The following is a 14,175-nucleotide window of genomic DNA, read 5'->3' as shown; positions in this document are numbered from 1 at the left end:
TCTGGGCGATTGCAGCTACAGACTCGTGTGAGTTTGAAAGTGCATAATCAATTGCTTGCTGTTTAAATTCTGGACTAAAGCGTTTAGCCATTTTTACATCTCCAAAGTTAACGTTACGTTATCTTTAGAGGGACTACATGTCCATTATTTTGGCTAGGATCAGTCTGGGATACATCTTTTAAGGCATTTTTGTGCCTTCCAGAACGAGTTGGATAGCCCTTAATCATGCTTAAATTATCTGGCTTTATATCTTGGACATCAGTCTTTAAAAAAATATTGATTGCAGTTGAATCTATATGTGGGCCATTAGTAGGAGCAATACCTAAAGCCCCTAATTTTTCCACTAGATTAGTTGGAGATACCTCAAGCTGTGTTGCTAATTGACTAACGAGTATGTATTTATCTTTGAATCTATTAACCTTTTCTTTTGAATATTTTTTTAGCGTCTGAGGCTTTTCAGATGTATTCTCTAAGTTGAACCATCCAGTTTTTGCTAGTTTTCTAGCAGTTTCATAATTGATGTCTAAAACCTTAGCAACATCTTTTAATTGAATATTATCATTGTCTGCGGGTGCTTCGATGCTGGTGACTAATACAGATTTAGGCTGAGGATATGCACCAATTAGAAAGCGTTCCACGTCTATGCTAGCAATATTTCCTTTATAGAGTTCTTTCTCGCCAAGGTTTAAATAGTCATTATCTATCAATTTCTCAAGCTCAAAGCGAGAAATATTTAAGATTAGTTTTATTTCATAATTTCTAAGTTCTCTAGAAATACTATTTTGAGTAATTTTATACTCTGATGAATTTTTTTCAGTGATTTCAATATGTTTCTTGAAAAATCTTTCCTGCTTTAGAAAAGGTAATAATTGAATCCGCGGGTGAGAATACTCACTTTTACTATTGATAGTATCACTTAATTTTAATGCTGAAATTTCAGGGGCAGAAAAATATTCATATACTTTAGAAAAAATATTTTCATTTGTGTTGGATCTGTCAGATTTTAAAAAATCATTAAAAGCTTTCCAACATGATGCAAACTCTTTAAACAGCTCCTTTGAACTATGATTAAGAATATCAATAAACCAATAGATACTTTCCATTGATTTTGCTTCCTTTATGGGTGCTTTATCTAATTTAAAACCACAGCTCGAACAATTTCGAACTCCTGTTTTAGGAGTAAGAAGATTCTTACAGTTAGGACAAGAATAAATTAACAAGCAAGAGTGTATTGGGCATGCGTGTACTGGTTTGAGTGTCCATAATTTTCTAAGGTAAGCTTTTTCAGAAAGACAGATAGGGCAGTAGCGTAAAAGTTCAATTTCTACTAATTCATGAGGAACTTCAATTGTTCCAATAATTATTGGAGATCTATAGGTGGGCTTCGATCTTTCAAAAGCTAGAAATTTATAAGAACTATCAAGATTCAATGCTTTTAAGACTAAGGTGAAGCGAGTCATATCAGAAATATGATAATTTAAAGATTGACGGATGATGGATTTGTATTTTTCTTTACCGATCAAATTAAAAATTGAACTGTGTGCATTAAGCTCCGCTGTTCTTAATAAGAAACTTAACGCAGACTCATCCTCATAAGGGATAGCTTGTATTAAAAGAGTATTTTGCATAATTATGTCTAATTCATTAATGAAATGATTTGTGAAATGTTCATTTCGAATGGATTTTTATTTTGCTTGCTGATGTATAGCGTAATGCCTAACTTCCATGCATAACTGAAGTCATGGGGAGTTATGACTTGTCTGTTATCATTTAAAGCATGTGCGATACTTTCCCTGATGAGGCTCATTACATATGAGTGATAGCCTTTCGTAGCTAATTGAATTTGCATGCCTACGAGTTGGCTATCTAGTGCTGGTGAGAAAGTGATATTTTGCTTATTGAGCGTTCTTGAAACTTCAGCGAGAAATGCAAACATGCTCCCGCCATTTGAAGGATCAACAGTTAATGGATTTAGGTAGTAGATGAATGGGAATCTACGTGCAATCTGGCTATCAACTTGAAGTAGTGGGACAAACTCAGGTAAACCAACTAAACAAAAACTAATCCCTGTTCGGTTTACTAGGGTTTTAAGCCAATTTCCTGTAGTCCGATTCATTCTTGTAGATGTCGGTTTACGCTCAAATAAATGGTGGAATTCATCTAAGAATATAAGCTTTGTTTCGCATTGTGCGAGTAAATAAATAAGCCTGCTAGTTAAGTATTCAGTAGTGCCATATCCATTTTCATAAGTAGGATCACCAAGCTCTTTGAGCATCGTTATTGCTAATGATTTAACTGTGGCCGGCGATGGTACTTCTACATAGCATACAGGGATGATGTTTTTCTTATGATCCTTCTCAATTTTTTCTGTATGAGGCATCAGACTCAAGATCGTTTTACAGAGCGTAGTTTTTCCAAGACCTCCTTCAGCAAGAAGCATACTTCCAACAGGTTCACTAAATGAGATACTTCTTTTTACACAATCTTGTATACCTGTGAAAGCGGTCATGAATTCATTAGAAGTAATAACAATATTGTTAATAGATCGAATTTGTTCAAAACGATTCTCAAATTTTTCCATGTTTAAAAACCTCCAATGAACCAAATTGATTAATTGGTGTAGGTATATTTATTGTGGAAACAGCTTGTTCAGCAATATCCTTGTCTTTTGAGAATAGTTGTTCTTCGATCCTCTGTAGCTGCTTGGGAAGCTCAAGAGTAAGTGGTTTCAATCTTGGCTTGCGTCTCACAAGATTAGTTTGAATCTCATGCATAAGTTTATACAGATAATATAAATCGGACATCGAACCAATTTTTTGTTTATCAGATCGAGATTGGATTTTCTTTAGTTTTTGAACTTCAAGATGGGTTACTCGTGTTAATCCAAATGTATAGTCTTGATTGGTTGAATCTGCTTGAATGATTACATCTTTATTGTTGGGATCAATGATAAAAACTTCATTTAAATTTAAATCATCTATAAGCACGGTAACTTTTTTTATGCCTTTAGCTTGTAGTGTAGTTAGAGCATGTGAAAAATAACTAATACCGTCTACACGTACTTGACCGTGATTAATGCTTCTTTCAATAGGCCTACGGCATAAAATTTTTGCATCTATATCTGTAAGAAAACTCGGTCGTATATCTTCAATGGCATCTTGCCACATGATGATAGGTGAACGCCCTGTCGTGTGATGGATAGATCGGTGATAAACCTGATGAATCCACGTATCTATATATTGTTTTAATTGTTCTAAAGTTAATTGTGCAATTTTACTTGAATTGTATTCACCTCTATTCGTTGGATTAGAAAAAGTTGTTCCCGGTAGTTTTTGTATAATCCCATGTGTGAGCGTACTAAAAAAACGTTCAATATGAGGTTTGTTATTAGGTGTACCTACTTGTGAAGGAGTCAAAGTAATTTTCAGCTGTTCACACACTCGTTCGAGAGCATTGTTTTTAAACTCCACACCATTATCTGGAATGACGATACTTGGGATTCCTCCTGGTAACTTTTGGTTTGGTCGAGTAATCATGTCTTTGATAACTTCTAATGTAGTTGCAGCACTAGGGGGGTACATATTGATATAAGTGCCAACAATGGCTCTAGAGTAGATGTCAATTGCACATGCGAGAAATGGTCGACCTAAGGCAAGTTTCGTCTTCGGATCAATCACGATTAGATCTAAATAGTGTGTATCAATTTCGACCATATAAAGAGCGAATCGACTAATGATACTTTTGCCAGCAGCTTGAAATTTTTTCTTCGCTATTCGGGACCCTTTTTTCATTTTAAATTCAATATAAGGATCCAATTTTTTGATATGTCGCTGGATACTACGAAGTGTTGGTAACTGTTCTAATGGGATGCCTTGTTCCATGAATCGACCAAGCATATAGGCTTGTACGTCTTTACCACTTCTGTATTCAGGCTTTAAATAGACTTCATTAATTGCTTGATTTAGAATTTGATAAATTTCAGGAGAGAATCGTAAACTGCGATTACCTGAATATTTATTTTGCAAGCACAGTTTATTCTGAGAAGAACTTTTATATTTATTAATCCATCTTGCCACAGTACGGCACGAAGGTGGGTTAAGGTCATTAATATCGGAAGCTATTTGGGGGATTAATTCGGAAAGCAGATTAATACTTGTAGGGTGCTCCAATAGTTGTAATGCATTGACAACATAGCGCTCTTTGCGATGAAGTTCTAAACTGTATTTTGGGTTGATTATGAGTTTCTCAGGTGCAAATACACATAAAATTTCACCTAATTTATAGCGACTTTCGAATTCGTTGGGTGTTATTGAAAATGACTTTCCACCAGCTATAGCAGCATACCGAATAGCATTATAGGTTATAGATCCGATTTCAAAAATATAGTCGGGATGTGCTTTAAAATAAAAACGAAAACCAGGTTGAGGTATAAAAAGAGAGTTTTCCATATTAATAAACCTTTCGACTATTCATATTTTCTGAGCGGAGCTTAATTTTTTTATGAAAAAATAAATAATCAGCTAGTTCTTGTTTAAGACCTATTGATTCAAGTGTTTTGTAGACTTGCTGTGAGGTATCAAATTCTTCGAAATTTAAGTGACGTAAGGCGTAATTGATTTCGAGGGTATTCCAATTGAATCTATGTCCTCTTTGATACCAGTAAAGTAGCTGCGAAATTTCTGATTCACTTGGTAAGTCTATGTGATCTATTAGCTTAAAAGTAATATCAATCGAGTGGAGTAGATCAGATAGTATTGCAAAGCGATTTAAATCATCTGTTGATAGTGATGCGATGGATGGTTTTACTTCATGAACCTCATAACTCCCTTTTTTTGTTTTAACTAAAAAATCTGGAAAACAATATTGTTCATTAATAAGTAAAATTTTTAATGCTTGTGAGCGATAATTTATGATGTTGGGATCTTGTTCTAAATGTATCGCATGTGCCAGTTCAAGACGGCTTTCTAGTGGTATTGCACCACAACACTTTTGACTAGGGAATAGGGAAGTTCGACGGCCAAAAGCCCCTTGATAGATTTTACGTTGCCCGTGAAGTGTGGCTGCTACATTTGCTGTTGATTCAAAGGCAATCCTGATTTGTTCAAGGATATTTATTTGAATATCAGTTTTTGAAAAAACTGTTTTATAAGACATATCTGTTTATCCAGAAGTAATCCTATTCTCAATAGATATTTGAGAATGAGTTAATCTGTACTATTACAATTGAATAGCACTTACTTGACTGGTGACGATATAGAGAAGATACTATGATTCTCAGGTCTTTATATGCTTCTATATAAAGTCACAAACGGATCCTTTTGGGGTCCGTTTTTTATTGATTTTTGGTTTAGTTTTTCATAATGACTCCATAATAATTTTTGAAGAATGAGAATTTAGTGGTTATGGTTCGGATCTAAAGATGAGTTTCTTTGGTTTGCTAGCCATGTAGCAACATCTTTTACTAACGCATATTTTCCACGACGATTTGGGAACGTGAAAATAGGAATAGGAACAGTTTTACGTGTTAATGCTTGACGAAAAGCATCTGTGGTTTTGTAACCTAAAGCAATTCTTAGAGCATCATCAGCTATTAGTGGGCCGTAACGGTCAAATAGCTCTTTTTCTATTGTTGTTGCATCAACTATTAAATGGTTTTGCATAGGGCTTCTTGTATTATCCTGTCACAACAGAAGCATATATCTTTTAAAAAAAGTTTTGTAGAAAGTAAAATTAGCTCAATTTTTTACTCTATACAAATTTCTAATTTATTGTTTTTAAATTAGAAATAATTATAAATAGGGTTTTTTTTGAGACTGACTAAAAATGCAAAATACACAAATGGAAAAAAGAAGTGAGTTAGATATCATTCGAGTTTCATTATGGTATTGGTATATCAGGGTCAATTTATCTAAAAATTCAGATTATCAAATTGAAAAAGTAATTGAGCCAGATGCTTTTAATAAAAATAAGCATGGTGATGCTTATCATAATAATAAATGGCGAGGTTATCGCTTAGGTAAACATACTCCAAGTCCTATACTTATAGGCCAAGCAGAATCTCATGTACAAGGCAGCTCTATGCTTCTTAAACATACTCTTTGGCAAGTCATGAATAACTCCATTAGTATTGATTCGCTGTTAAATGATGAGCTTAGAAATCTATCGTGGGAAGTCCAACGTATTCTTTATAAAGCTAACAAATACGATTGTGGGAGTTTATTAGTCACGAACCTATCTAAAAGAAAATTACGCCAGCTAGAGTGTTTAGCTGGATTGGATGCATTGGCAGCACAGATAATTTTTTTTAAATTAGCTGTTAAAAGAGAAGAGGATACTTCTGTATTAAGTCAGTCTATTTATAGGACTTTACTTATTATGTGTACTGAACTTCCATTTTTTAATTATCGTGAGCACTTTATTTCATTAATTAATTCGAACGTCTTCTCTTTAGTTAGCTCAACAGAGAAAGTATTGGGTAAAAATTTTGTGGATAGTTTTTCGAAAAATGTCAGAATTTTGATAAATCTGCTGTTATCAATGGAAGATAAGGGGAAAGTAGGTATTACAAGAAAGGAAAGTGTTAGAGCATTATCAAATTTATTGCATGAAGCACAAGTTCTAAATCTATTGGATGGGGGTAACGTTCTGAAAAAAGATGCTATGTGAACTGCATCGAATGCAAATTATCTTTGAAATTTACATTCGAAATTTTTAATGGGAGCTATTGGATCGTAAAGAATAGGTGGGTTAAAAGCTCTACATTTCTAGACGCTTAGATAGTTTTTCTTCCGCATACATTTGCTTTAGAGCTAAATTTTCTTGTTCCAATTTATCTAATCGAATCAGTATTTGCTCATTAATATCTATGTAACTTGCTTTCCAACGATAGAAAGTAGCCACACTGATTTTGTATTCTTGGCAAATTTGTTCGATAGTTGCACCTGCTAAATGCTTTTTAACAATGCCGTTGATTTGAGCTACAGAAAATTTTTGCTTCACAGTGAATTCCTAAACTACTATTCATTAAATTTCCAAACGAAAAATTTCCATAAACAGATAGGGTTAATTTGAAATATCCTATTTTGGGATATTTTTAATTGTAACTGATATTGAGCCATGCGCTCAATACACGATCCTAGGTATCAAGACCTAATTAAGAAACTTATAGAACTGCGTGAGTCTAAAAATGTGACTCAGGTTGAGCTTGCCCAGCGTTTGGGTAAGCCTCAGTCTTATGTGTCTAAAGTTGAAATTCTAGAAAGACGTTTAGATATGATTGAGTTAATGGATTGGCTAGCAGCTATAGATAAAGATTTAATAAAATTTCTAAATGAAATTAAAGATAAACTTTAATCTAAATATTTTGTTGAATTCATATGAAATAGCTTTTTAAATTAATAAGTTAATTTTTTATTAGTATATAATTAATACAATTTTTCATTATATCTAATAAAGCATGAATTTTGATCAAGAATTATTTTGTCTCCCTCAAGGTGAACCACCTTTACCTCCAATAGATACCTTAGAACAAACATTGCCATTTGATAAATTAGAATGGGAAAATTTTGAGAAATTAATTGCTAGGATAGTGAGTCAAGAGTTTGCTATTACAGATACTTATCTTTATGGAGTAAGGGGGCAAGACCAAAGTGGCTTAGACATCTTAGCAAATATAAAGACAACAGAAAAAAAAGCATGTTTCCAATGTAAAAGAGTTAAAACTTTTAATGCTTTAGATATCAAAACTGCCGTAAATAAATTTTTAAAAGGTAAATGGGCTCAACAAACACAAATATTTGTTTTATGTATAACGATCCCGATGAACAATACCCAACAAGTTGATGAAATTGACAATCAAAAGAAGATTCTAAGACAGAAAGGTATAGATTTCATAGTATGGGATGCTACAGAAACAGGTCAATTATCACTGAAATTGAAAAGCTTACCAGAGATAGTTGATGATTTTTTTGGTAGAGAATGGGTAAAACGATTCAATGGATTTGAGAAAGCAGAAGCTCTTGGGGAAAGGGTAAATGGATATGAAGTCAATCATTTGCGTGATCGACTATTTAAGTTTTACTCAACCTTATTCGCTAGGCATGATCCAGGGTTAAGTACTAGTAATAGGAATCATGCTATTGATTTAAGATCTAGATATATCCCTTCTGATATCAGTGAACATATTGAAAGAAAAAAAAATTATCAATTCAATTTAGAGGCTGTGCAACAAGATAATCGCAATACTATTAATGATGATCAGAGGGATAAAGAGCACAGTTATAATAAGCAGAGTATTCAAGAGTATGAATCTACATTGCCCGTATTAGAGTGGTTAGGTAATCAAGAGAACAGCATAGTAGTAGGTGAGCCAGGATTAGGGAAAAGTGTTCTTTTAAGGTTTTTAGCACTTTCAATTATAAAACCACTAGAAAATAGATATTTATTTAATGATTTATTTTTTCACTCTTGTATTCCTATTTGGATCTCATTTTCAGGGTTTACAGCTTCGATTCAGAAATGTAATTCTTTAAATGTAGAAGACTTTTTGAAAGATTGGTTACATCAGTATGGTTTTAGTGATATCTATTCACTGTTTTCGAAAGCAATAAAATCTGGAAAGTTGCTGATTTTATTGGATGGTCTTGATGAGGCAGCAAATGAAAATTTAGGTCGTCAAGCTATAGATCGTGTAATCACATTCATTGAGTCAAATAGTGCAAGAATAATTTGTACTAGTAGACCTAAAGGTTTCCAATTGCTTTCACTACCAGAAACATGGAAAGTAGGAAAGTTACAGTACCTCAATGATGAAAAAATATTAGGACTGGCTCGTAATTGGTTTCGTTTAATTGAGTTTCAAGAGGTTGTAGATAATGAAGGTATAGCCTTTCAATTAGATGCTCGATCACGATCTTTTTTGGCAACCATTCAATCTAATCAAAAAACATATGAGTTATCTAAAACACCATTAATTTGCCAAGCTTTAATAGAGCTATTTCATCATAGGCATACGCTTCCTGAAGTAAGAGTAAAAGTTTACCAGCAAATAATAGATTTACTGTTGACAAGGCATCCAAAAGCTAGGGTACACGCAGGAGGTGGGATAGTTACAGATGATAGTTTATTTATTCGGCAACATGATATTTTTAATTTGCTTATAAAGTTGGCTTGGCGATTACAAATAGCAGAATTACACGCATCAACATTGTCAAGAAAAGATTGTAAAAAAATCTGTGAGGAGTATTTTTCGGATGATGATGAAGGTTTAGGGGAAAGTGTAACGGTTGCTAAACAACATGCAGAAAAAATGGTTGATCTTTTAATCGATCATTATGCAATTTTAGTCGAAAGGAGCCCAAATCAGTTAAATTTTGTGCATCTCAGTTTGCAAGAGTATTTATCAGCAGAGCAGATTATTAGATTCGATGAAAACAGGCAACTTTCTTGGTTGAAAGATAATTGGATTAAATCTAATTGGCGAGAAACTTTGCTAAGTTGGTTTGGAGTGCTTGAATCTTTGGGCAGGAAGGATTTGGTTTCATCGGCTATTTCCATCCTTGCTAAACAAGGAGAAAAGGGGGAGTGGCAAAGAATACAGTCTGTGATATTGCAAACAGAATTAGCAACTTCCGATTTGGGAGTAAAAATTAGAGAAGCTCGTGAAATTGTACAACTAGCTATAAATGAGATAAAAACTACACCATATCCTGAGTATAGAGTTAATCTTAGTAAGAGTATTGCACGAGGAGCTCTTGGTTCAAAAGTATCATCAGAGTGTATAGCAATTATATCTAAATGGAGTTGTGCCCACTCACCTTACCGTAGAAGAGGTGTTCTGCGTGAATTAAAACAATGGGAACCTAGTGAAGATCTATTTATTGCTCTCCATGACGCAATTTATGATGAAGATTTTGATTGTGCGAAAGAAGCAGCGATAAGTTTCGCTACCGTTTTTGCAGATGATGAAAGATGCATTGATATTTTAAAAAACATGGCTACTAACAGTATAAATCCTCAACTAAGAGCTGTGTCTATTTTTGCATTGAATATTAATAATGCATGGGGAGAGATTGCACTAGAGGTTGCCAACTATAATTCCATATCAAATGATATCCACGTTATAAGAGCTGTAATTTATACAAAGATTCAAAGAAAGTCGCATAATGATGATGACTTAAATTTACTTCTAGATTTATTAGTAGGTGACAAGGCTTCACTGGGAATTTTTTATAAACAAGAAATGATGGAATTGTTCTGTCAAGGCTGGCCTAAGCATCTAATGCTTAAAGAAAAGTTCCTAGGTTTTTGTCGTAGTGAACGATTTTATGAACATGACTTTTTCCTTGAATATCTTGTTCGTCAGTATCCAAATTCTGACGAAGTTGCTCAAATTCTTAAAAAGGATTTAGAACTCAATGGAATTATGATATTAACTTCGGGCAGAGAAACTTTAACATATTGGCTAGCTGAGAATTTTTCTGGAAACTCTATAGTACAAAATGCATTAGCCGTAGCTTTAGACAAAGAAAAAGATAAATTTCATTATTTTTGGCATTCATATGTGAACATATTTAGCCTGATAAATAATGATAAGACAAAAAAGTTTCTAATAGAATCTTATATTAAAGAAAAAAACTGTCAGGATCGGTATTGGATTGCTAATACTCTGTTAAATGGCTGGAGTGGTGATAAAAGTGTTAATGAAGTGCTGCAAGAATGGATTAATAGTGACGATGAAGAAATAGCGGCACCACTCGCTACATGGTCTCGAGATTTCATTGAAGATAATGAACAAAGAAGATTATGGTTATTAAGAATGGCGAAGGCAATTACTAAGACAAACTACGCCACACCACTTTTCGAATTGTTAAAAGAATTTCCTGATATAGATACTAAGACTGAGGTTGTTAAGTATCTGGACTATGATCGAATCTGGTATTACATAAGATTATCATTAAAAACTAAACTTATTTCAGTATATCCCAATGAAATAGATTTCTTGAAATATATTGATGAAATTCTAATGAATGATGAAGCTAGCCAAGAGTCATTGGTTACTTCCTTTGAAAGTAATCCCAATATTCGCTCTAAATTATTGAAAGTAGTCACATCTTCAGCTACAGATGTAAGAATGACTTTTGCTTCTATGGCTCATAGTAGAGCTGACAATTTAAATATAGTGAAACAGTTATTACCTGAACCACTACTTGAATATAATGGATCTATCCGAACTAAAAAGCTTATGGCATATGCTCAAGCAGTTAGATATAGTCCAAGCGATATACCACATTGGAAAGAATTATTTTTAAGTGAATTGGATGCGGTTGGCCCACATTACGAGCAATGCAGAAGATCAGGATTGGTTGGACTGCTGGAGTTAGAAGCTTATCCTGAAATCATAAATTTTTTTAATAGCGATAAAGCAAAAGGTCTTAGCTCTGATAATTTTTATATGCTGGATTATTTAAACAATGATAATTTAGCTATTTCAGAATTCATAAAAAAAATAGATGAATTGCATCATTACTTTAAATTGTCTGATACCAATAGTGATATTGATCTGAAGGTTGGAGAGTTTATTAAACAAGGCTATGAGAGTGATTTAGAGAGAACCCAATTAGGAAAGAGCTTATTAAAAAAATATTATAATGGTTTATCCGAAAATAAGACTATCCAAGAGGTTTTAGGCTTAGCTAAACAAAATGGTTTTACAAGTCAGATAAAGTTGATGCTACTCCAAAAAATTAGTCTTACGCCAAAGTATGGGCTTGCTTGGATTAATGAACAAAATACGATAGCTAAGTTGTTGGTGGAAAATTACTCTTGGGAAGAAGTCTCAGAAAATTTTGGTCAATATTTAGGCCAACCTGAAGGAATAATTTGTTCTCTAGAGTCTGGAGTTCTTGGTTGGTTTGCCGTTGGGTGGTTAGACTCGCCTTTTGCAAATTGGGTTAGATGTCAGTCACAAGCTAATATTCAAGCATTTACAATGACAAATAAAATACTAGCCTCTATTGTGTTGGAAGATAATCAACTTCTGGAAAAAACTGTATTGGAATTAGCTAATCAGAATTTTGTAGATTGGGAGCATTATAGTTTTTTACGTGAGGCTTTAATTAAATGGGCACAGTCACATATTGCCTTGCCAATTATATTGGAATGGCTGAAATCATCCAATTATTATTTGTTTTCCTTAGCTCTCTCTTTGATTAAAGAAGTAACTGATATAAATATCGATTATGATCAAATGGTAGATTCATTTAATGATCTTATTAAGATTGAAAAAAAATCTGTATTTGATTGTAGTAGTGTGATGGACTATCAGCAATCTAGTTTAATGACTCAACTGTTTTCTAAGATTACTCTAGCTTGCTAAATTACTGATGGTGCGCGTTAGTTTAAGTTTAACCTGATAGTTTTAATAAAATATTGTTAATAATCAGGTTAGTTGGTTTTGAGACAATAAATTTAATGTAACCTCAAAAAAACCGCCATTTATAATGGCGGTTTTTTTATGACAAACTATGCGTCGTCTTATGACAAACTATGTGTCGTAATTGACAAACAATGTGTCGCGTGACGGTTAGTAAAAATTACCAGCTTAACGCGCCACCAGTTTGGTAATCCGTCACACGCGTTTCAAAGAAGTTTTTCTCTTTACGCAAGTCCATCATTTCCGACATCCACTGGAATGGGTTATTCACACCAGCAAACTGTTCAGGCAAGCCAAGTTGCGCTAAACGACGGTTTGCAATGAACTTCAAGTATTCTTCCATCATTGCCGCATTCATGCCGAGTACGCCACGTGGCATAGTGTCACGTGCGTATTCGATTTCAAGCATGGTGCCTTCAAGAATCATCTGGATGATTTCTTCCTGGAATTCTGTAGTCCAAAGATTCGGGTTTTCAATCTTGATCTGGTTAATCATGTCGATACCGAAGTTCAGGTGCATAGACTCATCACGTAAGATGTACTGGAATTGCTCGGCAACACCATTCATTTTGTTACGACGGCCCATAGACAAAATCTGGCTGAAACCACAGTAGAAGAAAATACCTTCAAGAACACAGTAGAACGCGATCAGGTTACGAAGCAAAATCTGGTCGTTTTCAGGTGTACCAGTTTTGAAAGTAGGATCACTTAAAGACTGGGTATATTTCAGGCCCCAGGCTGCTTTACGCGCCACTGACGGAACTTCACGGTACATGTTGAAGACTTCGCCTTCATCCATACCTAAAGATTCGATACAGTATTGGTAAGCATGCGTATGAATCGCTTCTTCGAATGCTTGACGCAAGATGTACTGACGGCATTCAGGGTTGGTGATGTGACGGTAAATCGCCAATACCAGGTTGTTTGCAACCAATGAATCGGCAGTCGAGAAGAAACCAAGCGAACGCATGACAATAGTACGCTCATCTTCGGTTAAGCCATTTTCAGACTTCCAAAGTGCGATGTCGTGGTTCATGTTGACTTCTTGCGGCATCCAGTGGTTAGCACAACCGTCCAGATACTTCTGCCATGCCCATTCGTATTTGAATGGAACCAGCTGGTTCAAGTCGGCACGACAGTTGATCATCGCCTTGTCGTCAACCTGTACACGCTGAGCGCCCATTTCAAGCTCTTCCAAGCCTGGGGCAACGTCAAGTTGATCTAGGGAAGCAGATGCTCTTGCCAACGAATCGGTTGGATTTGATCCTCGGTTTTGAGTGGCTCTAAGGGGTTGTGCAGTTGCCACATCCGACGGTGCGTTGTGTGCATCAGATACCACCTGTGAATGAGCCGTTTTTTTCGGTTCGACGGGCGCAGACTGGTGTTCAGGTGCAGCCGGTTTCTGTGAATCATCTTCGAAATCGTCCCAACTTAGGATAGACATATCAATTCTCTCTTCGATGCTTATATCTTTTATTAGACATCCAGCAACGCTGAGATGTCCTACTATACGCTCAATTTGTGTAAGCAAAATCAAGTTTTGTCGATCACTGCTCTAAACTTGTACGGTAGAGCAAATATCCCCACTACTTATTTTGATTACGCATCTTCTTACCCTGTTTTACCCAGAAGTAAGCAATGGGTACATAAAAGGTAAGAACAAAGGAAACAACCAATACCGCAAGTCCTAACATGTAGTTGTGAGTCATATGGAGCATGGTAATTTCCTTTATTTTTTTCTA

10 protein-coding genes are annotated in these 14,175 nt (G+C 34.7%); 3 read left to right on the top strand and 7 right to left on the bottom strand.

All coding sequences use genetic code 11. The features are described from left to right. Window positions 1-113: 113 nt before the first annotated feature. The 5 genes from B9T26_RS08090 to B9T26_RS08070 all read right to left on the bottom strand — a co-directional run bounded on the left by B9T26_RS08090 (window position 114) and on the right by B9T26_RS08070 (window position 5,660). The gene (locus B9T26_RS08090; RefSeq protein WP_086199200.1) at window positions 114-1,628 is read right to left on the bottom strand and encodes a TniQ family protein; all 1,515 of its coding nucleotides are present in this window, start codon (window positions 1,626-1,628) and stop codon (window positions 114-116) included. Window positions 1,629-1,636: 8 nt separating this feature from the next. After that, complete coding sequence (locus B9T26_RS08085; RefSeq protein ID WP_086199199.1) at window positions 1,637-2,581, bottom strand: TniB family NTP-binding protein; 945 nt, start codon at window positions 2,579-2,581, stop codon at window positions 1,637-1,639. Next, entirely contained in the window at window positions 2,568-4,448 is a 1,881-nt protein-coding gene (locus tag B9T26_RS08080) for a Mu transposase C-terminal domain-containing protein (RefSeq protein WP_086199198.1), read from the bottom strand. Before B9T26_RS08080 ends, B9T26_RS08085 begins: the two co-directional genes overlap by 14 nt. Window position 4,449: 1 nt before the next feature. Further along, window positions 4,450-5,154, bottom strand: coding sequence for a hypothetical protein (locus tag B9T26_RS08075; protein ID WP_086199197.1), 705 nt, complete (start codon window positions 5,152-5,154; stop codon window positions 4,450-4,452). Between the two features lie 239 nt (window positions 5,155-5,393). Further along, window positions 5,394-5,660, bottom strand: a complete 267-nt coding sequence (locus tag B9T26_RS08070) for a hypothetical protein (RefSeq protein ID WP_054580152.1) — start codon at window positions 5,658-5,660, stop codon at window positions 5,394-5,396. 163 nt (window positions 5,661-5,823) lie between these two features. Between B9T26_RS08070 and B9T26_RS08065 the strand changes: the two genes are divergently transcribed. Then, entirely contained in the window at window positions 5,824-6,666 is an 843-nt protein-coding gene (locus B9T26_RS08065) for a hypothetical protein (protein ID WP_086199196.1), read from the top strand. A 90-nt stretch (window positions 6,667-6,756) separates the two neighbouring features. Here B9T26_RS08065 and B9T26_RS08060 read toward each other — a convergent pair whose 3' ends face one another. Further along, window positions 6,757-6,999, bottom strand: a complete 243-nt coding sequence (locus tag B9T26_RS08060; protein ID WP_086196048.1) for a transposase — start codon at window positions 6,997-6,999, stop codon at window positions 6,757-6,759. A 117-nt stretch (window positions 7,000-7,116) separates the two neighbouring features. Between B9T26_RS08060 and B9T26_RS08055 the strand changes: the two genes are divergently transcribed. Both B9T26_RS08055 and B9T26_RS08050 read left to right on the top strand, forming a co-directional pair. Next, window positions 7,117-7,353 (top strand): helix-turn-helix domain-containing protein, encoded by a 237-nt coding sequence (locus B9T26_RS08055; RefSeq protein WP_086199195.1) that lies wholly within the window; start codon window positions 7,117-7,119, stop codon window positions 7,351-7,353. Between the two features lie 103 nt (window positions 7,354-7,456). Continuing rightward, entirely contained in the window at window positions 7,457-12,376 is a 4,920-nt protein-coding gene (locus B9T26_RS08050) for an NACHT domain-containing protein (RefSeq protein ID WP_086199194.1), read from the top strand. A gap of 217 nt (window positions 12,377-12,593) precedes the next feature. Here B9T26_RS08050 and B9T26_RS08045 read toward each other — a convergent pair whose 3' ends face one another. Then, entirely contained in the window at window positions 12,594-13,877 is a 1,284-nt protein-coding gene (locus tag B9T26_RS08045; RefSeq protein ID WP_086199193.1) for a ribonucleotide-diphosphate reductase subunit beta, read from the bottom strand. Window positions 13,878-14,175: the final 298 nt, after the last annotated feature.

Source organism: Acinetobacter sp. ANC 4169, assembly GCF_002135355.1.
In the GTDB taxonomy this organism is placed as follows: Bacteria; Pseudomonadota; Gammaproteobacteria; order Pseudomonadales; family Moraxellaceae; genus Acinetobacter.
This window is presented reverse-complemented; position numbering and strand designations above follow the sequence as displayed.

What these genes read in the sequence shown, in the direction of transcription:
- B9T26_RS08090 (WP_086199200.1), bottom strand. Translation starts at nt 1,628, where the DNA reads ATGCAAAATACTCTTTTAATACAAGCTATCCCTTATGAGGATGAGTCT.
- B9T26_RS08085 (WP_086199199.1), bottom strand. Translation starts at nt 2,581, where the DNA reads ATGGAAAAATTTGAGAATCGTTTTGAACAAATTCGATCTATTAACAAT.
- B9T26_RS08080 (WP_086199198.1), bottom strand. Translation starts at nt 4,448, where the DNA reads ATGGAAAACTCTCTTTTTATACCTCAACCTGGTTTTCGTTTTTATTTT.
- B9T26_RS08075 (WP_086199197.1), bottom strand. Translation starts at nt 5,154, where the DNA reads ATGTCTTATAAAACAGTTTTTTCAAAAACTGATATTCAAATAAATATC.
- B9T26_RS08070 (WP_054580152.1), bottom strand. Translation starts at nt 5,660, where the DNA reads ATGCAAAACCATTTAATAGTTGATGCAACAACAATAGAAAAAGAGCTA.
- B9T26_RS08065 (WP_086199196.1), top strand. Translation starts at nt 5,824, where the DNA reads ATGCAAAATACACAAATGGAAAAAAGAAGTGAGTTAGATATCATTCGA.
- B9T26_RS08055 (WP_086199195.1), top strand. Translation starts at nt 7,117, where the DNA reads ATGCGCTCAATACACGATCCTAGGTATCAAGACCTAATTAAGAAACTT.
- B9T26_RS08050 (WP_086199194.1), top strand. Translation starts at nt 7,457, where the DNA reads ATGAATTTTGATCAAGAATTATTTTGTCTCCCTCAAGGTGAACCACCT.
- B9T26_RS08045 (WP_086199193.1), bottom strand. Translation starts at nt 13,877, where the DNA reads ATGTCTATCCTAAGTTGGGACGATTTCGAAGATGATTCACAGAAACCG.